The 23,250-nt window shown below is 38.8% G+C and carries 22 protein-coding genes; 6 read left to right on the forward strand and 16 right to left on the reverse strand.

Features of this window, described 5'->3' with window-relative positions; genetic code table 11:
* Positions 1 to 180: 180 nt before the first annotated feature.
* Positions 181 to 864: a DUF4294 domain-containing protein gene (locus U1E44_RS12250; protein ID WP_322931380.1), complete on the reverse strand. Its 684-nt coding sequence runs from the start codon at positions 862 to 864 to the stop codon at positions 181 to 183.
* Positions 865 to 962: 98 nt separating this feature from the next.
* Between U1E44_RS12250 and U1E44_RS12255 the strand changes: the two genes are divergently transcribed.
* Together U1E44_RS12255 and U1E44_RS12260 are read left to right on the forward strand one after the other, a co-directional pair.
* Positions 963 to 2,051, forward strand: a complete 1,089-nt coding sequence (locus U1E44_RS12255) for a M42 family metallopeptidase (protein ID WP_322931381.1) — start codon at positions 963 to 965, stop codon at positions 2,049 to 2,051.
* Between the two features lie 8 nt (positions 2,052 to 2,059).
* Entirely contained in the window at positions 2,060 to 2,866 is an 807-nt protein-coding gene (locus tag U1E44_RS12260) for an NUDIX hydrolase (protein ID WP_322931382.1), read from the forward strand.
* Here U1E44_RS12260 and hisS read toward each other — a convergent pair.
* From hisS to rpsF, 6 genes are all read right to left on the reverse strand, one after another.
* Entirely contained in the window at positions 2,850 to 4,241 is a 1,392-nt protein-coding gene (hisS, locus tag U1E44_RS12265) for a histidine--tRNA ligase (protein ID WP_322931383.1), read from the reverse strand. The two genes, U1E44_RS12260 and hisS, sit on opposite strands and share 17 nt — an antisense overlap.
* Before the next feature lie 65 nt (positions 4,242 to 4,306).
* Positions 4,307 to 4,777 carry a DUF6495 family protein gene (locus U1E44_RS12270; RefSeq protein ID WP_322931384.1) on the reverse strand — a complete coding sequence of 157 codons (471 nt, stop codon included), beginning with the start codon at positions 4,775 to 4,777 and terminating at the stop codon, positions 4,307 to 4,309.
* Between the two features lie 78 nt (positions 4,778 to 4,855).
* Positions 4,856 to 8,020, reverse strand: coding sequence for a TonB-dependent receptor (locus U1E44_RS12275; RefSeq protein WP_322931385.1), 3,165 nt, complete (start codon positions 8,018 to 8,020; stop codon positions 4,856 to 4,858).
* A gap of 98 nt (positions 8,021 to 8,118) precedes the next feature.
* Positions 8,119 to 8,571, reverse strand: a complete 453-nt coding sequence (gene rplI, locus U1E44_RS12280) for a 50S ribosomal protein L9 (RefSeq protein WP_322931386.1) — start codon at positions 8,569 to 8,571, stop codon at positions 8,119 to 8,121.
* A gap of 12 nt (positions 8,572 to 8,583) precedes the next feature.
* Entirely contained in the window at positions 8,584 to 8,883 is a 300-nt protein-coding gene (gene rpsR / locus U1E44_RS12285) for a 30S ribosomal protein S18 (RefSeq protein ID WP_323673898.1), read from the reverse strand.
* Between the two features lie 2 nt (positions 8,884 to 8,885).
* The gene (gene rpsF / locus U1E44_RS12290) at positions 8,886 to 9,224 is read right to left on the reverse strand and encodes a 30S ribosomal protein S6 (protein ID WP_322931388.1); all 339 of its coding nucleotides are present in this window, start codon (positions 9,222 to 9,224) and stop codon (positions 8,886 to 8,888) included.
* Between the two features lie 236 nt (positions 9,225 to 9,460).
* On the opposite strand from rpsF, the gene U1E44_RS12295 reads away from it, so the two are divergent.
* Positions 9,461 to 10,156 carry a LytR/AlgR family response regulator transcription factor gene (locus tag U1E44_RS12295; RefSeq protein ID WP_322931389.1) on the forward strand — a complete coding sequence of 232 codons (696 nt, stop codon included), beginning with the start codon at positions 9,461 to 9,463 and terminating at the stop codon, positions 10,154 to 10,156.
* 4 nt (positions 10,157 to 10,160) lie between these two features.
* Here the strand turns inward: U1E44_RS12295 and priA are convergent, their stop codons facing one another.
* Genes priA through nadC form a run of 4 tightly spaced genes read right to left on the reverse strand, consistent with a single transcriptional unit; the run spans position 10,161 to position 14,892 of the window.
* A complete protein-coding gene (gene priA / locus U1E44_RS12300; protein WP_322931390.1) occupies positions 10,161 to 12,617 on the reverse strand; it encodes a replication restart helicase PriA in 2,457 nt (818 codons plus the stop codon).
* A gap of 12 nt (positions 12,618 to 12,629) precedes the next feature.
* Entirely contained in the window at positions 12,630 to 13,073 is a 444-nt protein-coding gene (locus U1E44_RS12305; protein WP_322931391.1) for a DUF2147 domain-containing protein, read from the reverse strand.
* Complete coding sequence (locus tag U1E44_RS12310; RefSeq protein WP_322931392.1) at positions 13,054 to 14,034, reverse strand: YihY/virulence factor BrkB family protein; 981 nt, start codon at positions 14,032 to 14,034, stop codon at positions 13,054 to 13,056. The genes U1E44_RS12305 and U1E44_RS12310 overlap by 20 nt, the downstream gene beginning before the upstream one ends.
* Positions 14,035 to 14,892 carry a carboxylating nicotinate-nucleotide diphosphorylase gene (gene nadC, locus U1E44_RS12315; protein ID WP_323673899.1) on the reverse strand — a complete coding sequence of 286 codons (858 nt, stop codon included), beginning with the start codon at positions 14,890 to 14,892 and terminating at the stop codon, positions 14,035 to 14,037.
* A gap of 96 nt (positions 14,893 to 14,988) precedes the next feature.
* On the opposite strand from nadC, the gene rlmH reads away from it, so the two are divergent.
* On the forward strand, positions 14,989 to 15,462 hold the full coding sequence (rlmH, locus tag U1E44_RS12320) for a 23S rRNA (pseudouridine(1915)-N(3))-methyltransferase RlmH (RefSeq protein ID WP_322931394.1): 474 nt from the start codon (positions 14,989 to 14,991) through the stop codon (positions 15,460 to 15,462).
* Positions 15,463 to 15,614: 152 nt separating this feature from the next.
* Here the strand turns inward: rlmH and serA are convergent, their stop codons facing one another.
* From serA to U1E44_RS12345, 5 genes are all read right to left on the reverse strand, one after another.
* Positions 15,615 to 17,507, reverse strand: a complete 1,893-nt coding sequence (gene serA, locus U1E44_RS12325; RefSeq protein WP_322931395.1) for a phosphoglycerate dehydrogenase — start codon at positions 17,505 to 17,507, stop codon at positions 15,615 to 15,617.
* Positions 17,508 to 17,676: 169 nt separating this feature from the next.
* Complete coding sequence (locus tag U1E44_RS12330) at positions 17,677 to 18,468, reverse strand: alpha/beta fold hydrolase (RefSeq protein ID WP_322931396.1); 792 nt, start codon at positions 18,466 to 18,468, stop codon at positions 17,677 to 17,679.
* 9 nt (positions 18,469 to 18,477) lie between these two features.
* Positions 18,478 to 19,176: a DUF3307 domain-containing protein gene (locus tag U1E44_RS12335; protein WP_322931397.1), complete on the reverse strand. Its 699-nt coding sequence runs from the start codon at positions 19,174 to 19,176 to the stop codon at positions 18,478 to 18,480.
* Positions 19,173 to 19,784, reverse strand: a complete 612-nt coding sequence (locus U1E44_RS12340) for a SatD family protein (protein ID WP_322931398.1) — start codon at positions 19,782 to 19,784, stop codon at positions 19,173 to 19,175. Before U1E44_RS12340 ends, U1E44_RS12335 begins: the two co-directional genes overlap by 4 nt.
* 328 nt (positions 19,785 to 20,112) lie before the next feature.
* A complete protein-coding gene (locus U1E44_RS12345; protein WP_322931399.1) occupies positions 20,113 to 20,565 on the reverse strand; it encodes a methyltransferase family protein in 453 nt (150 codons plus the stop codon).
* A gap of 100 nt (positions 20,566 to 20,665) precedes the next feature.
* On the opposite strand from U1E44_RS12345, the gene U1E44_RS12350 reads away from it, so the two are divergent.
* Entirely contained in the window at positions 20,666 to 21,241 is a 576-nt protein-coding gene (locus tag U1E44_RS12350; RefSeq protein ID WP_322931400.1) for a non-canonical purine NTP diphosphatase, read from the forward strand.
* 194 nt (positions 21,242 to 21,435) lie between these two features.
* Complete coding sequence (locus U1E44_RS12355) at positions 21,436 to 23,235, forward strand: DEAD/DEAH box helicase (RefSeq protein WP_322931401.1); 1,800 nt, start codon at positions 21,436 to 21,438, stop codon at positions 23,233 to 23,235.
* The last annotated feature ends 15 nt before the right edge of the window (positions 23,236 to 23,250 follow it).

Raw genomic sequence — 23,250 nt, forward strand, 5'->3', positions numbered from 1 at the left:
TTTTACAAGCTTTTTTTTATTAGCACAAATCACAAATCACAACAACTTGGAAAACACCTTTTTAGAACGTTATGTTTTTTTTTAGAATGATGTAACATTATAAAAAGCGACTCTCAATTTAGAAAAAATAGAACAACTAAACCATTATTCCTTTTCTTATTTTCTTGAATTTTTTACGAATTAGGGCTTGGCAACCTTATCCCACTTATTTGTAAGCTGGGCAAAATCATAATCTAATGCCGATTTTTGCCGTTCTAGTTTATATTCCGCAAAAGCCCGCTGTAAAATGTCTTCGATTAAGTAATCTTCGTACACTTCATCTGGGTGAAATTCTTCTTTAATGCTAATTTTAAATAATTTTGCTGTAGTATTATACCAAAATGCACGCCATCCATTTCGCAATTCCTTCACTAAATTAAAAGCGGTACTCCCCGTTTGCCGATATATAAGTTTTATTAGTATTTGGCCTTCGGTTCGCGTTAATTTTTTAAGTTCATCCGAAAATTCACCTTCGATATACTTTTGCACTTCCCGTGTATACTTTCTTCGTTTAGAATTCGATTTTATCTTGGTGAGACTATCGTTTAATTCTACCAATCGTTCCGCAGCCAATTTTGCATAAGGATACACTTTTATCGTTTTGCGTTGTAAGATATAATACCGCAGTTTGTCCTCGTAAGAGCTAAACCTTAATTTCCCAAAAACAAACACTTCTTCCAAGGCAATAGAACTCAATGCCACAGAATCTCCTTCAATAATAAGGTATTTCTCTGCCAAAGAATCGTTTTGTGCCATGGGTATTTGGGCTCGAGCAACAAACGCCACACCAACAAACGATAACACTAACAATGGTTTAATGGTCATTATTAAAGAAAAAATCTCGACAAAATTAACGATAAACCTTTGATGATAGTACTAAATAAAAGTGAATATTATTAAGTTTGCAATTAAAACCAAATTAAATGGCATCACAAAAAATTCTCACCCAAAGTTCCCTAGTCTTTTTAGAAAAATATTTGAATAACGCTGCACCTACAGGCTATGAGTGGGAAGGGCAAAAATTATGGATGCACTACGTAAAACCGTATGTAGATACTTTTATAACAGATACTTATGGCTCTGCGGTTGGGGTTATTAATCCGGAGGCTACCTATAAAGTGGTTATAGAAGGGCATTCTGACGAAATTTCGTGGTATGTAAATTACATCACAGATGATGGCCTTATTTATGTGATTCGAAACGGGGGCAGCGACCATCAAATTGCGCCTTCCAAATGGGTTAATATTCACACTAAAAACGGTATTGTAAAAGGTATTTTTGGGTGGCCCGCCATACATACAAGAGATAATGCGAAAGAAGAACCCCCCAAGCTAGACAATATTTTTATAGACATAGGTGCCAAGGATAAAGCTGAAGTAGCAAAACTCGGCGTGCACGTAGGCTGCGTTATTACCTATCCGGACGCGTTTCAGATATTAAACGAGAACAAGTTTGTATGCAGGGCGCTTGACAACCGAATAGGTGGATTTATGATCGCAGAAGTGGCTCGTCTTCTGTTTGAAAATAAAAAGAAACTTCCTTTTGGGTTATATATTACGAACTCCGTCCAGGAAGAAATAGGACTTCGCGGTGCAGAAATGATTACCCACACCATTAAACCTAATATCGCTATTGTTACCGATGTGTGCCATGACACCACAACGCCAATGATTGAAAAAAAGAAACAAGGCCACACCGAAATCGGGGCAGGTCCCGTAATTTCTTATGCGCCGGCCGTACAGAATAAATTACGGGAACGCATCTTAGAAACGGCGGAGAAAAACAATATTCCATTTCAACGTTTGGCTTCGTCGCGATACACTGGTACCGATACTGATGCTTTTGCTTATAGCAATGGCGGGGTGGCCTCGGCGCTCATTTCATTGCCACTACGCTATATGCACACTACCGTAGAAACCGTACATAGCGACGACGTGGAAAATGTGATTCGCCTTATCTACGAAACAGTTTTGAACATTAAAGCGGGGGAAACGTTTAGTTATTTTGATTAAAAAATTTCTTGAAACTGACTATCCCCGAGGCAAGCCATAGGGGTATACTTCTACTGCGCTCAGCACGGATTTCGCCAGTTTCATTTTGGCCTTTGAGCCAAAAATCGAAATTTTGTATTTTACCTCACCAGGAACTGCAAAAAGGCAGTTCCGATCGCTCCAAAGGAGCGGTAAATAGGAAACCCCGACTCAAGGGTCGGGGAATCTTTAGATTAAACCCCTTTTTGAAGCCATTTTGGCACATCGCATTTTTGGGAGTAAACATCATGGATGAATTTGTGGACATTCTGGATGCTGCCGGTAATGACACCGGAGCAACAGCTAAGAAATCAGAGGCGCACCGAAAGGGTCTTTTTCATCCTACGGTGCATGTCTGGTTTTATACCTTTTCGGGAGAAATTCTAGTGCAAAAAAGAGCTAAAACAAAAGACACCTTTCCTTCATTATGGGATGTTTCTGTAGCAGGGCATATTGCCGCGGGCGAATCTGCCCCCAAAGCTGCTTTACGAGAAGTAAAAGAAGAAATTGGACTGACTATTTTAGAAACGGATTTGAAAAAAATTGGCTATTTTAAATCGGTTCACAGGCATTCTACGGCACTGTACGACTGTGAATATCAGCATACCTTTATATGTCCATTACAAGTACCTATAGATACTTTGTTTCTGCAAAAAAGTGAGGTAGATGATCTTAAATTAATCTCGATTTCCACCTTTAATAGCGAACTTAAAGACGCCTATTTACGCAAGCAGTATGTCCCTCACGATTGGGTATATTACAAAACTATTATACAAGCGATTACACAGGTTTTGTAAGCAGTTCATGCCCAAAAGCATCGAAGTCTTCCATGAGGTATGTTTTTTGCGTGCCTACATGCATGTCTTTGATGATAAAGCTTTTTGTCTCTAATTCCGACGCACCAATAAGTCCTACATACGGTAGGTTTCGATTATGGGCATATTTCATCTGTTTCTGCACCTTAACATTTCCGGGGTACAAGTCGGCTTTAACACCCATTTTTCTTAGCTTTTTAATCAATTTTAAAGCGGACATGGCCTCTTTGTCTCCGAAATTTATAAAAAGTACGTCTAATGATTGGGCTATAGTGTTGGGAAACAAGCCTAATTCTTCCAAAACCAAATAAATGCGATCTAAGCCAAAGGAGATGCCTACACCACTTACATCTTTTAAACCAAAAATACCCGCAAGATCATCGTAACGACCGCCGCCACCTATAGCGCCCATAGCAACTTGCGCAGGAGCAGCTACTTCTATAATGGTTCCGGTATAGTAGTTTAATCCGCGCGCTAGGGTTACATTAATATTTATTTTGGCAGATTGTAACCCAATTTCGTCTAGCGCATTACAAATAAAAAGCAACTCTTTTACACCCTTTTGTCCTTCTTCTGAAACGGTAAGAAGATCACCCAAAGCTTTTAACCGTTGCGCATTAGTGCCCTCAATAGTAAATAGAGGTGCCAACTTTGTAAGCGCAGCATCTGAAATACCCTTTTCTTGCATTTCTTTTTTTACCGCATGTACCCCAATTTTATCTAATTTATCTAATGCTACCGTAAAATCGATTAATTTATCTTTGGCACCAATTACCTCAGCAATGCCCGCCAAGATTTTCCTGTTATTGAGGTGGATGGTAACCCCGTGCAATTTTAAATCTGAAAAAACCGCATCGTATAACTGAATCAATTCTATTTCCTGAAGCAGTGAATTGGAACCTACCACATCGGCATCGCATTGGTAAAACTCCCTAAACCGCCCTTTTTGAGGTCGGTCTGCCCTCCAAACGGGTTGCATCTGATACCGCTTAAACGGAAGATCGATCTCATTTTGATGCATTACCACATAGCGCGCAAAAGGAACGGTTAAGTCATATCGCAAGGCTTTTTCTGAAATTAGGCGTGCCACTTCCTGCGAATTTTTAGCCTCTAAAGTTTCGTCTTTTACTTTATTTAAAAAATCGCCCGAGTTCAATATCCTAAAAATCAACCGATCGCCTTCATCGCCATATTTGCCTAGCAAGGTGTCGGAATTCTCAAAGGAAGGAGTTTCAATAGGCTGAAATCCAAAAAGTTGAAATTGCCTTTTTATACAATCAAAAATATAGTTGCGCTTGGCAACTTCGGTAGGCGTAAAATCGCGCGTACCTTTAGGTATCGATGGTTTTTGTACCATAATTTGCTATTCTTAGACAAATATAAATGTTTGCACTAATAGTGATGTGTTTCAGACTTTATTATTTAAGAAATTAGGGTTTCAAACCATTGGTAAAGTTCTCCTTTAGTTATGACTGCTCCTTGTTGAATTAAGCCAAATTTATCACTGTTTTTGTCTGCCGAATAGGTCTTTGAGGCAGTAAGATATTCCACGAAATCTGAATTATAGTTTTTTTTGAACCATGCAAAGCCCTCTTTGGTACCCAAATCGATATCCGGATTCATCACTTTTACAGAAATGAGCTTCATTTCTTTGTCTGTTAAATGGAATAAATGCATCTGTTGCGCAGCAATATTTTCTAGATAGGAAACTCGGGACAGTACGCCTTCCCAAATTAAATCACTAAAAATGTCTAACTCCGCTTCTACAACCTCCGGCTTATTCGTTCTTAATTCGTTCCATTCTTCTTTTGAGATAGACTGGGTAGCCAAAAAATTAATAAATTCCGGATGCAATTCTTCCAATTGTTCTTTTGTGAGTCTGGTATATTTCATGACATTCTAAAAACAAAAAGGCTACATAATATAGCCTTTTGTTGTTCGTGCAAATTTAAAGTGTCTGGGGTATCCGTCCTAATTAAATATATATCGTACCCCAAATTGGGCTCTCCAACGCGAATTAGCATCGGTATTAGCCGTAAACGTTTTGTTTAGGTTTGGATCAAAAGTATAGGTAGGGTTATTATTTTGATCTACACTTACACCAATTAATTGGTTAAACGCAGGCACTTCTACCACACCCCAATCGGAATTAATCATATTACCAATATTAAGTACGTCCACACTAATTTGTAGCTTATTTTTGTTGAAAAGATGAATATCTTGAAGAATTTTAACATCCCATCGACCTCTCCACGGTGCAAGTGCTCCATATCTTTCTGCATATTGCCCTCTATTATCGCTTAGATAATCGTCTTGTTGAATAAAAGCTTCAAAAGCTTCAGCCTGACCGGCGCCACTGAAGTTCATTTGCCCCACTTCTGCTGTGGTAGGAATATATATAAGATCGTTTATACTAGAACCATCGTTGTTTATATCGCCCCCGTAAATATAATTAAAACGGTTACCACTTGCGTATTCAAAAAATGTTGAAATAGTAGTTCCTGTTCTAAATTCTTTAGCAAAAAGACCAATAATACGGTGTTTGTCGCCATAACGAGAAAAAGCAAGAACATCATCATTGGCATTCCCGGAAATGGCATTTGCTGCAAAAGCATCACCTGTAATTTCCGCCTCTACCGAATTTACTTCTTTCGCATTTAAATAGCTGTAGGCCAATTGTGCATAGATACCGTTTTCAAAGGACTTTTGCGCTTTAAAGGCTGTATTCCAAATTCTTCCCTTATCAGAATTAGTAAATACAAAAGCACTGGTAGGAGCGCCAAAAACTTGCGATTTGTCGGTGTCTTGATACACAGGACGATTATCAACGCCTCCAAGTGTTGCTGTTGGCGTATTCAGTCCCCAATTCTGTACATGAGTTGCATTGATGTCTTTTGTATATGAAAAATCGGCTGTAAGCACAACGCCGTTGTCGAGCCGCTTGTCCACACCAATATTGGTTCGCCAGACTTGGGGGAATTTAAAATCCGGATCTACGACTTGATAGAAAAAGAAATCGATACCCTGTACTTGATTGCCTAACCAAACAAAAGGAAAACGCCCTGTAAATAACCCAGATCCTCCTCTAACCTGCAACGAATTATCATTTTTTACATCCCAATTAAAGCCAACCCTTGGCGATACTAGGAAATCATTGTTTGGCATTCGTTCAGAATCTAACAACACGGATTGCCCGGTTTCAGGGTCAAAATACTCTATGGTTGGTATGTAGGTACCATTGGCACCCCCTTTTCTTTCGATGTTGTCCCTTACATTATCAGCGGTATCGAAAAACAATGGTTTATCAAAACGAATACCGTAGGTAAGCTTAAAGTTTTCTGAAATATTCCATTCATCTTGCATATAAAAAGCTAACTGACCTACATTAGTCTCTGCCAACGCCCAACCTCCCAAATTACCTACACCGTTTGCTTCAAGACTGTTTGCTGTATTTATGGCAAAATCAAAAGCAGCTTGCAACTCTCCGGAAGCTGCAAAGTTTGGAAAATCTGCAATGGTGGTCGTGGGGAAGAAAACACCTTGAGCTCCAAAAGTGCCTAAATTAAAGGAATTGTCGAATTGAAACTTTTCAAAAGAAAAACCTACTGTATAGGTGTGATTGCCTTTAAAAAAGTTAAGGTTATTTGTTATTTGAAATACACGTTGATCTAGCGTATTGTTAATTGAAAAAGGTTCGTGACCCGCTATAATGTAATTAGAGCTCCCGGAGGCATCCAATATGGTAATTGTAGGCGCAGGGGTAGATAACGGATTCCGAAAATCGTCAAAACGGGTGTAACCTACTTGCAATTTATTAGTAGCTTCATCAGACAAGGTAGAATTGAGCTCTAGTTGAAAAGAATAAATGTTGTTATTGATCTCATACCCGGTGTTTTCAAATTGAAGCGTCGCAGTATTTGGCCCTCTAAAACCTAAAGCCGACGGATGCGCCGGTTTTTCCTTGGAGGCCTCTAGAAAATTATAGATTACTGCCAATCTGTTTTTATCATTAATGTTCCAATCTAATTTAAAAATACCTTTAATGGATTCTTGATCAAAATTAAAATTCTGAAAGCTACCGGGATCGTAGAAGATAGGAGCACCTTGCCCATCCTGCCCTACAACGACTTGTCGTAACAGATTATCGACCAACGCAAAATCGGACGCCAAAACGCGCGATTCATTAATAGCTCCGCTTCCGGTATTGGGAACAAATCCCGCCGTACCAAGTTCGGTTAAATCATCCTTTTCAAAATTGGCAAAAAAGAAAAGTTTATTTTTCACAATTGGCCCACCTACACTAACACCGTATTGCACTTGTTCTAGGCCTGTTTTAAAGACGTCTTCGCCATTAATCTTGCCACCAGTAAGGTCGTCATTCCTAAAAAATCCATAGACCGTGCCATAAAATTCATTTGTACCGCTTTTAGTGACGGCATTCACGGAGGCACCCGTAAAACCGGACTGCGTAACATCATAGGGTGCTGTTGAAATTTGGATTTGATCTATGGCATCTAAGGATATTGGCGTTGCTGATGTTTGCCCACCGGGTTGCGCCTCATCTAAACCAAAGGGATTATTAAAAATTGCACCGTCTAACGAAAAATTATTAAATTGATCATTTCTACCCCCAAAAGAGCCGTTGCTAGCGGTAGGTTCCAATCTCGTAAAATCATTAGTAGATCTTGAAATAGTTGGTATCTGAGATAACTCCCTGCGCCCCACACTAGTTTCTGCACCGGTTCTATCGCTTCCAAAAGTGCTTCCTCTATCCGAATAGACGACCACCTCATCTAACGCCTCACTTTCGCTCACCAATTGCGCATCTAAACTGAAGGTCTTGCCTAAGGTGAGAAAAACATCGGAATTCTGCTGGGCTCTGAAGCCCACATAGGAAACTGTTACCACATAAGGCCCACCGACCCTTAAATTTAGGAGATTAAACCGACCATCTTCATTGGAAATTGCTCCGTAGGTGGTACCGGTTGGTGTATGCAAGGCTACAATATTGGCACCTAATAAAGGTTCACCGGAGTTATCTACTACCAACCCCCTAATATTAGAGGTAGTCACTTGGGTATGCCCAAGAAAAATCGTAAAAAATAAAAGCACGAAGTATGCGAGTCCTTTTTTCATTGAGTCGGTTATTTTAAAATGGTTTTTTTTGTAAAATAAGCTAAAAAAAAAGAGTTATGCGTGCATAACTCTTAAAATTTATTAACTTTTTATTTACACTAATTCTTCTCTGCAACTACATCAAATTTAAGATCTGCAAGTACATCTCTGTGCAATCTGATTTGCGCATTGTACGTCCCTAACTTTTTAATAGACCCTCCTTGAATGCTAATGTATTTTTTGTCGATGTCATGACCTTCTTTATGAAGTGCATCGGCGATATCTATAGTGGTAATAGAGCCAAACAATTTATCGCCACCACCAGTTTTAGCTGCAATCTTTATTTGCAGTTGGGCTATAGCTTCTGCTATCTTGGTGGCACCATCTACAATCTTCTTTTCTTTATGGGCTCTTTGCTTCAAATTCTCTGCCAACACTTTTTTTGCAGAGATTGTTGCCAAAACACCTAGTCCTTGAGGTATGAGGTAATTTCTACCATACCCATTTTTAACCTTAACCAGATCGTCCTTAAAACCCAGATTTTGTATGTCTTCTTTTAGTATAATTTCCATGATCTGTTTCTTTTATTTTAATAAATCTCCTACATAAGGCATTAAAGCTAAATGTCGTGCTCTTTTTACTGCTACCGCCACTTTTCTTTGATATTTTAAGGAAGTGCCCGTTAGTCTTCTAGGAAGAAGTTTACCTTGTTCATTAACTAACTTCAGTAAAAAATCCGGATCTTTATAGTCGACATATTTAATACCAGATTTCCTAAATCTACAGTACTTCTTTTGAGTATTGGTGTCGATATTTAATGGGGTAAGGTATCGTATTTCCCCATCTTTTTTCCCTTTAGCTTGTTGTTCAATCGTTGACATAATTTTTAGGCTTTAGCTTTTAATTTAGTTCTTCTTTTCTCTGCCCATGCAACGGCATGTTTATCTAACTTTACAGTAAGATAACGCATTACACGCTCATCGCGTTTAAACTCAAGCTCGTAGGGAGATATCACTTCTCCATCGGAAGTAAATTCGAATAAATGGTAAAAACCACTTTTTTTGTGTTGAATAGGATAGGCCAATTTCTTCAGCCCCCAATTTTCTTTGGATACCATTGCGGCTCCTTTGCTAATTAAGAAATCTTCAAATTTCTTAACTGTTTCCTCTATCTGAGTTTCAGATAGAACGGGATTTAAAATGAAAACAGTTTCGTAATTATTCATATATAATATTTTTTTCGGTGGGCAAAAGTAATAATTATTAACACGATTTACAAGAAATAACAAAAATCTTCGTTATAGCTAGGAGATTCGTAAAATATAGAACTTAACCTAAAACCAATTAAACTATGGTCACGACCAGTTACACAACAATTACGGCATTGTTTACATCTTTTATTGTAGCTTAATTTGTTTTTTTAGTAATTTGTCGATGATTTAACCCCACAAATCAAGCCCTTATGAAATTACGTAGTATTATCGTAGACGATTCGTCTATGCAACGGATGGCAGTTGCCAAACTCGTGAACAACCACCCTAACTTAGCCCTTATCGCGGAATACAGTAATGCCATTGAAGCGAAGAATGGTATTAAAAACAACGAAATTGATCTAATCTTTCTTGATGTTGAAATGCCCATAATCAGCGGATTTGATTTATTAGAGTCTTTAGAAAACAGTCCGCAAGTGATTTTAATTACCGGTAAGCCGGATTATGCACTCAAAGCCTTCGACTATGACGTAACCGATTATTTGCACAAACCTATTACGCTTTCCCGATTTGAAGCTTCGGTTAAAAGAGCCGTAGCGAAGTTTGAACAAATGAATAAGTTGGGCAATGAAGATGAAGAGCATATTTTCGTAAAAAGCAATCTTAAAAAACGAAAAGTAATCCTAAGTGAAATTAAGTGGATTGAAGCCTTAGGCGATTACATTAAGTTGGTTACCGATGAAGCAAATATTGTAATTCTTTCCACCATGAAGTCTTTTGAGAAAGAACTTCCGGAAGATAAATTCTTAAGAATCCACAAATCGTATATTGTAAACTTAGAAAAGGTTGAGAAATTTAATAGTAAGAATGTAGAGGTTAGCGGGAGGCAAATACCATTGAGCCGCAATAAAAAAACCGAATTGGCCGAAGCCTTAAGCAACGTGTAAGGTATCAGATGTGATCTACATTGTAGATGACCCTTACGCCCCTATAAAATGAAATGGCATTAAAAGATTTTTCAATTCTTTTAATGTCTTTTTTTATTGTTGATACCGATTTTTTGGCACTCCATTTTATAATAATATCCTTTAAAAATTGATTTCGGATACGTGCCACCGCCGGAAACTCGGGTCCTAACACTGTGGTTTGTACTACATTTCGAAGCGATTTGGCAAACCAATCGGCCGCCTCGTTTACTTTGTTATAATCCTTGTGTTTAAAGGTGATCTTTATGAGTCGCACTAAAGGCGGATATTGATATTGTTCTCGCTGATGCATCTGTTCTTTAAACATGGCGTCATAATCCTGTGCCAACACTTGTTTTAAAATAGCATGTTGCGGATTATATGTTTGTATCAGTACTTTTCCCCTTTTTTTTGTACGCCCTGCGCGGCCTCCCACTTGCACTAATAATTGAAAACTTCGTTCATGCGCTTTAAAATCGGGAAAGTTCAATACCGCATCGGCATTCATAATACCTACTACACTAACATTCCTGAAATCTAATCCTTTGGTTAGCATTTGGGTACCTACCAGTATATCTATTTCTTGTTTTTCAAAGGCGGCTATAATTTTTTCATACCCATGCTTACCTCTTGTGGTGTCTAAGTCCATTCTGCCCACTAAGGCATCAGGGAAAATTTCATTAAGTTCTTGTTCTACTTGTTCGGTACCAAAACCTTTGGTATCTAAAGTAAATGAACCGCAGGCCTGACAACTTTCCTGTAAGGCTATATGGTACCCGCAATAGTGACAGCGCAGTTGCTTTTTTTGTTGATGATACGTTAAACTTACATCGCAATTGGGACATTGCGGGCAATGCCCACAAGTAGTACATTCTACAACCGGAGCGTATCCCCTCCTATTTTGAAATAAAATAATTTGTCCCCCATTTTTAAGGGCTGCTTCAATTTCTAAACATAGGGTTTCCGAAAAATGCCCTTTCATACGTTTTTTTCGAAGCGCCTCTTTAAGGTCTATCAGTTCAATTTCCGGAAGTAAGACATCCCCGTAGCGCTTCTCTATGCTGGCATAGGCATATTTTTTTTTTGAGACATTATAAAAACTCTCTAAACTAGGTGTGGCAGAACCTAATACCACCTTACTATCATGGTAATTCGCCAAAACAATAGCGGCATCTCGCGCATGATACCGCGGTGCCGGATCAAATTGTTTAAACGATGCTTCATGCTCCTCATCCACAATTAGCAACCCTAAGGCACGGAAGGGTAAAAACATAGCCGACCGAGCACCTATAACAACCTGTGTTTTGGGCGAATTAACCAGTACATTATTCCAAACCTCTACACGTTCATGGGCAGAATATCGGGAATGATATACCGATACTTTTTCCCCAAAATAAGCTTGTAGCCGACCTATGAGTTGGGTGGTTAGGGCAATTTCGGGTACTAAATACAATACCTGTTTTCCGTGAGCCACACAATCCTCTATCAATTTTATATACACTTCAGTTTTTCCTGATGAAGTAACCCCGTGGAGTAACACTACCTTCTTTTCTGCAAACCCCGAATTTATGCGAGCAAGCGCATTTTGCTGATACGCATTGAGCGTTATGTCACTTGTTTCATCAACATTGCCTTTATACACAACACGATCGGTTTGAATCCTATATTCTTCCAGGATGCCTTTCGTAATCAATCTCTTAATTACTGCTCTGGATACCTTACTTACTTTTTCTAATTCGGTAATTTCCAACGGTTTTTTGGTAGTGGCCTTAAATTGGAACAAGGCAAGGATTACCTGGCTTTGCTTGGCCGATCGGGACAAGGATTGCAGTAATTCTTCCAAATGATGCTCAGAGGTATATTCGCTAGCCAGTTGTACATAGGATACTAATTTAGGTTTATACTGCTCGTACAGCTCTTCTTTTAATAGAATGACCTGCTTTGCCAACAATCTATTTAGTACAGGCAGCGCATTCTTACGATCGATAATCGCCGCAATTTCATGAATCTTTAGTGCCGATTGGTGCTGTAAGGCTTCATAGACCAAAAACTCATCATCGGCTAAATCTTTTTCAGAAATAACACTATTTGGGTTCTTCAGGATTAACGTTTCACTTTCTAGCAAAAATGCACCCGGAAGTGCGCTTCTTACCACCTCACCCATGGTACACATATAATACGCTGCCATCCATTCCCAATGACGTAATTGTGTTTGGGTCACAATCGGAGTAGTGTCTAAAAGCTGTTCTATATCCTTGGCCTCATAAACCTCTGGAGGTTTTTGATGTATGCTACCAATAATTCCGGTATAGATTTTTGTTTTACCAAAAGGAACTGCCACACGCATCCCGATCTCGGCATTAGAAAATACCTCTTCTGAAATAGCATAGGTAAAATAGCGCGCTAAGGGAATGGGCAGAATGACATCAACAAAAAAATTCATAACACCTTTATCTTATCCCCCGACTCTGATCCAAGTTTGCGTTCTATAGAACAACGCCAAATAACCCCTAACCTTTAGCTCATTGGGGTTATCCGGGTTTAACCATATTTTACACTTAAAGGTCATGGCTTGTTCCGGATCAAAAAGGGTATTGCCCTTGTACTGGCCTTTCCCATTTTCTTGAAGATTTTCAATGATCTTCATACCGAGTATAGGCTGCCCTTTTCGTTCGTCCGAGCACTTCTCGCAAGTCGCCTCAGTCTTGCCTTTTTCTAAAATTTTAATCACTTTTCCGTGATAATTTCCATTCTCCTTGTATACTTCTATAACCGCCTTTTCCAGATTATGGCGGTCATCTACCGTTTTCCATTGTCCTAAGATGCTTTGTGCCTTAGCAATGAGAACGAAAAAAAATAGGAATATAAAAGAAGCGTAGCTACGTTGCCTTATCGTCATTTTTAACATTTTTTCGCAAGGAATTTAGCGATCCGTTCAATTCAAAACCCAAGAGCAAGATATTAGAATTTAACCATATAAACACCATAAGTATTAATAATCCACCTAAGGCTCCGTATAATTCGTTGTATCTGGCAAATTTCTCTATATAGACCCCAAACAAATAGGAAGTTAGCAAAAACAGCAGCGTTGTCATTAAGGCTCCGGCGGAAAAAAAACGCGCTTCCCTGCCCTCTGCCGTACCAAAATAATAAAGTACGGCTGTTGTAAGGTAAGATAGTAAGGCAAAAAATAGAATTTTACCTGCTCTTGCCCAAACGACACTATTCTCATCTACGTTAGATCCGTTGGTTTTTGCCGTAAATTCGTTTAAAACATCGAGAATATAAAACTCAAAATACACATATACAACAGCACCAAAAAGCAATAATAAGGACAACAACAAGCCTACCATAAGGGCATAGGCATATTGTCGAAAAAAATTTCGGGTAAGTTTTACATGATACGAATTTTCAAATCCGGCAAATATGGCACTTACCCCATTGGTCATTAAAATGATAGAAATAAAAAATGCAGATGATAGTAAGCCACCCTGTTTTTGGTCTTTTATTTGTTGATAGATTTCTCCGAAATACTCACTTGTGGCTGTGGGAAGAAAGGATTCTAAAAACGATAAAAATTGAGCGTCAAAGTTTTCATTGCCCACGCGAACATACGGTATGGCAAAAGGCACCAGCGTAACTAAAAATATAAGTAAAGGAAACAATGCCATAAACAGACTAAAGGCAATGGAACTGGCTCTGGTAGACAAGGCCCCTTGCACAATGCCAAAAATGTACATTTCGATAAGGTCATAGAGTGAAAGTCCTTCAAAAGCAGGCAGTTTCACTTTTTTAAGAAGTTGAACTGCCCAATTAATGATAGGAATTTTTTCTAGTTTTTCTTCTATTTCGGTCGACATTTAAAATGCTTTAAGACTGAGATCCAGATTATGTACAGAATGTGTTAAGGCACCGGAGGAAATATAGTTTACCCCACACTGCGCATAAGCTCTTAAGGTTTGTTCCGTAATACCTCCGGAAGATTCTGTTAAACACATGTCTTTAATTAGTGCTACTGCTTTTTTGGTGTCCTCTAAGGTAAAATTATCTAATAGAATACGGTACACCCCATCACAAGAAAGAATTTCGGCCACTTCGTCCAAATTACGAGCTTCTACAATAATTTTAAGATGGCGTCCTGTATTTTCCAAATACGCTTTTGTCTGGCTGATAGCACTTGTGATGCTACCGACAAAATCGATATGATTGTCCTTTAACATAATCATATCATAGAGCGCAAATCGATGGTTTTCTCCTCCTCCGATTTTAACGGCCCACTTTTCCAATGCTCTTATCCCCGGTGTTGTTTTGCGCGTATCTAAAATCTTTGTTTGCGTACCCTCTAATAATTTTACAAAATGGTTGGTTTTTGTGGCAATGGCACTCATGCGTTGCATGGCATTTAAAACCAAACGCTCCGATTTTAAAATGCTATGCGTATTGCCCGCCACATAAAAAGCAATATCATTAGGTTTTACATGAGACCCATCATGAAGTAGTGTATCTACTTTTAAGTCTTTATCTACAAAGGCAAAAACCTGTTTTGCAAACTCGATCCCTGCGATTATACCGGTATCCTTTACCAACAACTTTGCCTTACCTTGGGCATCTTTTGGGATACAAGCCAGTGCACTGTGATCGCCATCGCCGACGTCTTCTCTAATGGCGTTGGAAATAATTAGGGATATCTCGTGTTGAAATTGCGTTTCGGTTATCATAAGGTGTTCATTGAGATATGCTAATTTAGTAAAAACAACCAGCATTAAAGAATTCTATAGCCCTGATGATGCGGTAAAAAATTTTAACTTTGAGGTATGACGATAAAACTAATGGTTATAGGCAAAACGGATAGTCCTGAACTACACCACTTAATCTCTATCTATGAGAGCAGACTTCGGCATTACATTAAATTTGAGTCGGAATTTATACCCGATTTGAAGAACACAAAACATCTATCCGAAACGCAGCAAAAGGAAAAAGAAGGAGAACTATTATTAAAAAAGTTGAATGCTACAGATACCCTTTTGCTATTGGATGAGAATGGAAAACAATTTTCATCCATCGATTTTGCAGCACAGCTTCAGAAAAAAATGAATTCCGGCATAAAACAATTGGTATTTGTCGTCGGCGGTCCGTATGGGTTTAGCACGGCGGTGTACCAAAAGGCCTCAGGTACAATAAGTCTTTCTAAAATGACTTTTTCGCATCAAATGGTACGTCTTTTTATGGTAGAGCAATTGTATAGAGCTTTTACCATCTTACATCATGAGCCCTATCATCACCAGTAAGGAATTGTACTGTAAAAAAAAGTTCCATTTCAGGCATACCTTACATGCCCACAAAACATTGATCGTAGGATTGCTAATATAGGAACAGCCTTTTAGAATAGGCCACTAATGTATTTCTTTTCTAACATACACCGCTGCCCAAACCCTGTCGTCTAGTACAAAACCCTGAATTTAATAGTGTGTTCTATTTTTTTAAGCGCTTTTATAACGTCTTTGTTATATTCTTTGTCTAAATCGGTTATTACATAACCTACCTCATTGTCTGTAGAAAGATACTGCCCTGAAATATTCATTTCAAAACGCGCCAAAACTTCATTTATTTTGGCCATAATTCCGGGTACGTTTTTATGGATGTGTAAAAACCGATGTGCATTCTGCTGCTTGGGCAATCTTATATTCGGGAAATTCACTGCATCTACCGTATTACCGGAGTTAATATAATCCATAATTTTATTGGGTACAAAGTCCGCAATATCGCGTTGAGCTTCCTCTGTACTGCCCCCTACATGGGGCGTAAGTATTACATTATTTAGGCCTTGCAACTCGGTAACATATGCCCCGTTGCTACTAGGTTCTTCGGGAAACACATCAATAGCCGCACCGGCCAATTTACCAACTTTTAATGCATTTGCCAATGCTTCTATGTCTACTACAAATCCGCGAGAAAGGTTAATAAGCATGGCTCCGTCTTTCATTTGATTTAACTCGCGCTCGCTTATAAAGTTTTTATTTGCCTTGTTATCATCTATATGCAAGGTAACCACATCGGATACATTAAGCAAATCTTCCAATGTGTTGCATTTTTTTGCGTTGCCCAAGGCCAATTGATCTGCCACATCGTAATAATACACTCGCATTCCCAGCGATTCTGCCAAAACAGATAATTGTTTTCCTATATTTCCATACCCTATAATGCCCAGATTTTTACTTCTTACCTCTCTGGAATTTGCTGCGGTTTTATTCCATTCGCCATTGTGTATTTCGGTGCTTCTTGGAAACACACTACGCATCAGCATAATAATTTCACCAATGGCTAGTTCTACCACCGAACGGGTGTTGCTATAGGGCGCATTAAATGCGACAATCCCCCTCTTTTTACACGCATCCAAATCTATTTGGGTAGTTCCGATACAAAAAGCGCCAACAACCAGTAGCTTGTCTGCAGCGTCTATTACTTTTTGCGTAACCTGCGTCTTGGACCGGATGCCTAGCACATGTACGCCTTTAATTTTTTCGATCAATTCATCTTCGGGAATACTGTGTTTTACCAGTTCTACCGAAAATCCGTCTTCGGAAAGATTATCAAATGCGGCCGGATGAATATTTTCCAGCAATAAAATTTTGATCCTGTTCTTGGGGTAAGATATTTTTCTTGGCAAATCGTTTAAAAATAAAAATTCATCTAAATTAGGTGTAATATGATCGGCATTTACAGCCGCCTTTTCTCTGTGTACGTTCTCGGTATAGGCAAAAAATTTATCGGCTATGCCGGCTTCTCGCATCACGTAATCACTGTAGCCATCTCCAATTACCTGTACTTCGCCCTGAAGATCCAAATTACGAAGACATTGTATTTTTCCATTGTGTGTGGCTAGGACGTTGGCTTCATCAAAGCCGATGATATTTCCTGTTTCATCAAACCTAAAGGTATTTGCAAAAACCCTGTCTGGAGTAATATTGTATTCGGCTACAATGGGATCAATAAATTCCTTAAACCCACACGAAATTACATAAATATCGTCTGTGTATTGTTCAAAAAATTCTTTGTTCGATGCAATCGATTTTGAAATCTTTTGGCGCAATTCTGCCACCAAACCATGAAGATCGTTTTTGTGTGCTTTCAATAATTTAATACGACGTTCCAGAGATTCTGTAAAAGAAATATCGCCGTCTATTCCCAGATTTGTTATTTTCTGGATTTCCTTAATGACCTGCTCTTTGTCAGGCCTATCTTTAAGCGTTATTTCTGCCAAAACGTCTAGTGCTTCTACGCGGGTCAACGTACTATCAAAATCAAATACGTATTTCCGAATTGTATCGACCATACCTTGAAAAAATTAAGTGGCAAAGGTAATTATTAATTCGGTCCAATTTTGGTATTCGTACTGAAAACTAATTTGAAATTTTAAATCTGTGGTATTTGTTGCAAAATTAGTTTCTGCCGCTGTTTTTTATAACAATTATAGAATTTACACAGGTACAATACCTATAGTTTTATTTTAAAAATGAAAGAACAGCCTCTGAAAAAGCTGTATTTTTATAGGCTCCGTTATGATCTCCTTTTACCAACACCACATTAGCGCGAGGGATCGCATTCTTTAGGTCGATCGGATTTCCATTAGCCACATCTTCCTTTCCGGCAAGCACCAAAACTTTAGCTTTGATCTTTTTCAGTTCTTCTTGGCTCGTAACGGGTTGGTACTTTTGGAGCCAATGCAAAACCTTTAAATCGGCACCAATTGATTTCGCATAGGTTACCGCACCTTCTGTTTCCAGAGTGCTATTTCCCGCAAACGCTTCCGAAAACATAATTCTTCGATTCCAGTTTGGATTGGTAAAATCCAGCCCCATTCCACCTATCACTGCTTTTTTTATACGCCTATCTTCCGTAAGCAACTTAGCTAAGATAATGCTTCCGCGAGAATACCCGATAGCATCATATTTTTTTAACTGCAGCATATTGGCAAGGGCTATAATATCTTTTATCTCAGCATCATTTGAATAGGCATCCGAATTTTGTGGCGCATCCGATTGGCCATTCCCCCGTAAATCCGGAACTATAACACGGTACCCCTGATGCAGTAATTCCTTTTTTAAAATAGTTTGATTCCAAGCGTCTCCGGAATTCATAAAGCCATGAAGCAAGAGGATCGGTTTTCCATTGCCCTCATCGGTATACGCAATACGCACAGCATCGAAAGAACTAAAGAATTGCACTTGCGATTGTACGCCAACGATGCTTAAAAGGAAAAACAGGACAGGAAATCTAAAGTTACTTAAAATCATGGGTAGATATTATAAATGGATGTAGAGCAACCCCGTTAAAATGGCTATGCCAAAACTTAGCAAGGTTCCAATGAGGATATATTCGGTTAATTTTCTATTGTTACTTTCCTTTAAATCATTGAATCGAAATACCGATTTTGCGGTTATTAGAAATCCTACAACTTCCCATCTGTTAAGTATAATAAACACCAAAACGAATAATCGTTCTAAACCACCAATATATTTGCCTGCATTGGGTAGTGATTTATGATCAAATTCTATTTTGTCTGACATGGGTTCCAGAATTTTACTCATTAGTATGGCCGCAGGAACTGTTACAAATACTATAGCAGTGATTAGGTACCAATCTAATCTTTCTATGAGATGGACAAGTGTCTCCTGAAAATTAAAATAATGGGCGCATACAAATAGAACCATACAATGTAGTGCCTGATCAACAAAAAAAGGGATTGCCTTTTTCTTTATAAATGGGGTTGCGTACAATTTACCCAAATCTATCCCATAATGTGAGAGCGCAATGATTACTGCTAATTTCCATGAATTCCAATCCCACAATAGCATCATGGTTACGGTAAAATGAACGACAATATGAAAATAAAGATATTTGGATTTTATTTTGTTCGCCTCTTTATGAATCACCCATTTTGTAGGTTGCAATAGAAAATCCCCCAGTAGATGAGCCAAAAAAAGCTTCGTAAACAATATCATGAAACTTGACTTTTAATGGTTTGCTTATAATAGTGCAATACTTCTAAGACCAAATCCAATCGTGCTCTTTTTTGTCTCTGACTAACAGCGGATTGCCGAATATGCAACTGTAAGGCAATCTCGTGTTGAGAGGCTTTAGGATTTTGAAGTGCCAGTGCTATTATTTCAGATGAGACAACCGTCCAATTATCCATAAAATCCAGTGCTAATTTCAACATAAGGTTCAAGGTATCATCATACACTTTAGAACCGGAAGCGAATGCCAAATTTAGATGTTGCTCTTTTAACGTCTCAAAGACTCTGCCCGATAACTGGTACGCTGAGCCATTGGATTCACCTATTGTTTTTGCTTTAAAAGTTTCGGTACCCATACCTATACCCATGCGCACATCAAGTCCCTTAATAGATTTTATCAACGCTTTTATTATAATAGCAGTTTCTAAAGCACTTTCCGAAAGCGTTTTTAGTTGAAATTCATCGCCTCTGTAAATTTCCCAATCCTCAGGCGATGTGCCTAGCACTGAAAGATACTTTTTTAACACAGGCATCCATTCAGATCCGGTTGTGCGAACAGAATTTATAATATCGCCTGTAATGATTGCAATCATACTATATAAGTTAAAACGCTAATATATTAAAATATAAGCCAAAACGCTAATATATCGAATTATAAGCTTAAAAAATAAAAAATTTCTTGAAACTGACTATCCCCGAGGCAAGCCATAGGGGTATACTTCTACTACGCTCAGTACGGGTTTCGCTAGTTTCATTTTGGCCTTTGGGCCAAAAACCGAAATTTTGTATTTCACCTCACCCGGAACTGCAAAAAGACAGTTCCGACCTCTCCAAAGGAGAGGTAAATAGGAAACCCCGACCCTTGGGTCGGGGAATCTTTAGATTGAAAAACCTAGGCGCACCGAAATTCATGTTGTACACTTAAAACCAGCGCCGTACTTCGGTAAGATATTTTTGATAAGGTTTACCAAAAAGCTGTATCAAAATCTGTTCTTCCGGAATAATTTGAAATTTATTCATGTACCCCACAAAACCTGCGAGTATTAGTGAATTAAAAGCATTCCCCAACCAAAGTCCCCAACCTATTAATACAAGTAGCAAAGCTAGATACATAGGATTTCGGGAATACCGGTATACCCCGCGAGTCACCAATTGCGATGTATTTTTTGGCGTGGCAGGATTTATAGTTGTTTTCGCTTTAAAAAATTTCCAAACTGCCAAAATACCCAGAGTTAACGCCCCAAAAGTAGCGAGATATACTAAAAATAGCCGTCCAAAAAATTCAAAATAACCCACCGGTAAAAAGGTGGCCAAGGCGTACATAAAAAGTCCAAAAACAAAGGTTACCACAACCGGTGGGATTTTTAACTTCATAGCTTTAGGATTGCAACACATCAAATTTACTACTTTTGAAATTGTCTAAAGAATAACAGCACAAAAGGATTTAAAATCACGCCTTAAAAAGTCGCATTGCATGAAATTAGTATTCGCCACTCACAATCCACATAAATTTAGTGAAGTTCAATTAGTGATGCCTCAGGGCATAGACTTACTTTCATTAGATGATATTGGTTGTATTGAAGAAATTCCTGAAACCGGAAAAACCTTAGAAGCCAATGCGCAGCTGAAAGCGGATTACGTGAGCAAGCATTTTGGTGTTCCTTGTTTTGCCGATGACACCGGGCTTTTGATCGATGCACTTCAGGGTGCACCAGGCGTGTATTCGGCTCGTTATGCCGGCCCTACCAAGAACGCACACCTCAATATGGCCAAAGTACTACATGAGATGGAAGGAAAAATGTTGCGATCGGCCCATTTCAAAACCGTAATTGCTTTAAATTTAGATGGGAAATCTTATTTTTTTGTCGGAGAAGTGCATGGCGAAATCACTACCTCTATTGAAGGTAACGGCGGTTTTGGATACGATCCCATATTTAGACCTACCGGATACATGCAGACTTTTGCACAACTCACCACAGTGCAAAAAAATACGATGAGCCACAGAGGACAAGCCGTTCGGGAATTAATTACCTTTCTAAACACGCGCTGAAAACCGCCTATTACATGAACAAAGAAACGCTTAAAAAGTATTTCTACAAATCTGGTGTTAAATAGATTAATAGCTGTACCTTTGCAGCTTCAAAAATAACGCCGCTGGTATAGCATGTGTTGCTCGGAGTGTAATAGGGTATTACAAGGATCGCTCAATGCAACATACATATTTGCGATTAAGTAAACCATATTATGACAAATTTCCAAGACTTAGGATTAAAACAATCCTTATTAAATGCTATTACTGATTTAGGTTTTGAAACCCCTTCAGAAGTACAAGAAAAAGCGATTCCCTTATTACTAGAAGGAGAAAATGACCTTGTTGCACTTGCGCAAACAGGAACCGGAAAAACAGCTGCTTTCGGCTTCCCGCTTATTCAAAAGATTGATAGCGACAGCCGAACCACCCAAGGGCTTATACTTTCTCCGACAAGAGAATTATGCCTTCAAATTACCAATGAAATACAATTGTATGCCAAATATGAAAAAGGCCTTAATGTAGTGGCCATTTATGGAGGCGCAAGCATTACAGATCAAGCCAGGCAGATAAAAAGAGGCGCACAGATTGTTGTGGCAACCCCGGGGCGTATGAAAGACATGATAGGGCGTGGTTTGGTTGATATTTCAAAAATAGATTATTGCATTTTAGATGAAGCCGATGAAATGCTCAACATGGGCTTTTATGAAGATATTCAAGATATTTTATCGAATACCCCAAAAGAAAAATCGACCTGGTTATTTTCTGCAACCATGCCCAAGGAGGTATCTATCATTGCTAAAAAATTCATGCATCACCCCCAAGAAATTACGGTGGGTGTAAAAAATTCCGGCGTTTCTACGGTGCGCCATGAGTATTATATAGCCGGAGGAAGAGATCGTTATCAAGTATTGAAACGATTGGCTGATGCCAATCCTGATATTTTTTCCGTTATTTTTTGCCGTACTAAAAGAGATACCCAAAAAGTAGCCGAAAGTTTACTAGAAGATGGCTACAATGCGGGTGCTTTGCATGGCGATCTAAGTCAAAACCAACGAGATTTGGTTATGAACGCTTTCCGAAAAAAACAAGTCCGCATGCTAGTGGCAACAGATGTTGCGGCAAGAGGCATTGATGTGGATGACATAACGCATGTTATCAACTATCAGTTACCCGATGAAATAGAAACGTATACCCACCGAAGCGGTCGTACCGGAAGGGCAGGAAAATCGGGTATTTCCATGGTGATTGTCACCCGAAGTGAACTTAGAAAAATAAAATCTATAGAAGGTAAAATAAAGCAAGATTTTATACCTAAAAAGATTCCGACCGGAATGGAAATTTGCGAAATACAACTCTATTCTTTGGCCAGCAAAATAAAAGACACCGAAATAAACAAGGATATCGACAATTACCTACCCGCCATTAATGATGTGTTTCAAGGCATTGACCGGGAAGAATTGATAAAAAAAATCGTTTCCGTAGAATTTAGCCGATTCTATAATTATTACAACCGAACCAAAGATTTGAATACCGCTTCTTTTGAAGTCTCAGAAGATGGAGGTCGAAAAAGAAGAAGTCGGGACCAAGACACCGATATGCCTACCAACGGCTCCGTGCGCTATTTCATCAATGTAGGAGAAAAGGATGGGTACGATTGGATGTCCTTGAAAGATTTTTTAAGAGACACGGTAAATCTTGGCAAAGAAGATGTGTATAAGGTCGATGTAAAGGAAAGTTTTTCCTTTTTTAATACGGACGCTTCCGTTACGGAAGCTGTGCTTAAAACGTTTACCGAATTTAAAGTAGATGGTCGCTTCGTTAATGTTGAAGTATCTAAAAACCCAAATGACGGACGGCGTAGTGGTGGTGGTGAACGTAATCGATTTAAAGAGAAAAGTGGCCGTCGCGATCGCGATAAAGGAAAACGACGCGAAGGAGGCTCCGGTTCTTTTAGAAGCGGTTCAGAAACGGCAGGCAAACGCAGATCTAAAAGAAGAAGCGATTCATTTTAGTTAATTGTCTATTAA

Origin of the sequence: Aurantibrevibacter litoralis (assembly GCF_034651555.1) — a bacterium.
Classification (GTDB): domain Bacteria; phylum Bacteroidota; class Bacteroidia; order Flavobacteriales; family Flavobacteriaceae; genus Aurantibrevibacter; species Aurantibrevibacter litoralis.

Excerpts from the sequence above, each read along its gene's own strand:
- U1E44_RS12310 (WP_322931392.1), bottom strand. The coding sequence starts at position 14,034 with ATGTCGACCGAAATAGAAGAAAAACTAGAAAAAATTCCTATCATTAAT.
- U1E44_RS12250 (WP_322931380.1), bottom strand. The coding sequence starts at position 864 with ATGACCATTAAACCATTGTTAGTGTTATCGTTTGTTGGTGTGGCGTTT.
- U1E44_RS12270 (WP_322931384.1), bottom strand. The coding sequence starts at position 4,777 with ATGAAATATACCAGACTCACAAAAGAACAATTGGAAGAATTGCATCCG.
- rplI (WP_322931386.1), bottom strand. The coding sequence starts at position 8,571 with ATGGAAATTATACTAAAAGAAGACATACAAAATCTGGGTTTTAAGGAC.
- serA (WP_322931395.1), bottom strand. The coding sequence starts at position 17,507 with ATGGTCGATACAATTCGGAAATACGTATTTGATTTTGATAGTACGTTG.
- U1E44_RS12355 (WP_322931401.1), top strand. The coding sequence starts at position 21,436 with ATGACAAATTTCCAAGACTTAGGATTAAAACAATCCTTATTAAATGCT.
- U1E44_RS12295 (WP_322931389.1), top strand. The coding sequence starts at position 9,461 with ATGAAATTACGTAGTATTATCGTAGACGATTCGTCTATGCAACGGATG.
- U1E44_RS12345 (WP_322931399.1), bottom strand. The coding sequence starts at position 20,565 with ATGAAGTTAAAAATCCCACCGGTTGTGGTAACCTTTGTTTTTGGACTT.
- U1E44_RS12330 (WP_322931396.1), bottom strand. The coding sequence starts at position 18,468 with ATGATTTTAAGTAACTTTAGATTTCCTGTCCTGTTTTTCCTTTTAAGC.
- U1E44_RS12340 (WP_322931398.1), bottom strand. The coding sequence starts at position 19,784 with ATGATTGCAATCATTACAGGCGATATTATAAATTCTGTTCGCACAACC.
- U1E44_RS12255 (WP_322931381.1), top strand. The coding sequence starts at position 963 with ATGGCATCACAAAAAATTCTCACCCAAAGTTCCCTAGTCTTTTTAGAA.
- U1E44_RS12305 (WP_322931391.1), bottom strand. The coding sequence starts at position 13,073 with ATGACGATAAGGCAACGTAGCTACGCTTCTTTTATATTCCTATTTTTT.
- hisS (WP_322931383.1), bottom strand. The coding sequence starts at position 4,241 with ATGGTACAAAAACCATCGATACCTAAAGGTACGCGCGATTTTACGCCT.
- rlmH (WP_322931394.1), top strand. The coding sequence starts at position 14,989 with ATGACGATAAAACTAATGGTTATAGGCAAAACGGATAGTCCTGAACTA.
- U1E44_RS12350 (WP_322931400.1), top strand. The coding sequence starts at position 20,666 with ATGAAATTAGTATTCGCCACTCACAATCCACATAAATTTAGTGAAGTT.
- U1E44_RS12335 (WP_322931397.1), bottom strand. The coding sequence starts at position 19,176 with ATGATATTGTTTACGAAGCTTTTTTTGGCTCATCTACTGGGGGATTTT.
- rpsF (WP_322931388.1), bottom strand. The coding sequence starts at position 9,224 with ATGAATAATTACGAAACTGTTTTCATTTTAAATCCCGTTCTATCTGAA.
- nadC (WP_323673899.1), bottom strand. The coding sequence starts at position 14,892 with ATGATAACCGAAACGCAATTTCAACACGAGATATCCCTAATTATTTCC.
- priA (WP_322931390.1), bottom strand. The coding sequence starts at position 12,617 with ATGAATTTTTTTGTTGATGTCATTCTGCCCATTCCCTTAGCGCGCTAT.
- U1E44_RS12275 (WP_322931385.1), bottom strand. The coding sequence starts at position 8,020 with ATGAAAAAAGGACTCGCATACTTCGTGCTTTTATTTTTTACGATTTTT.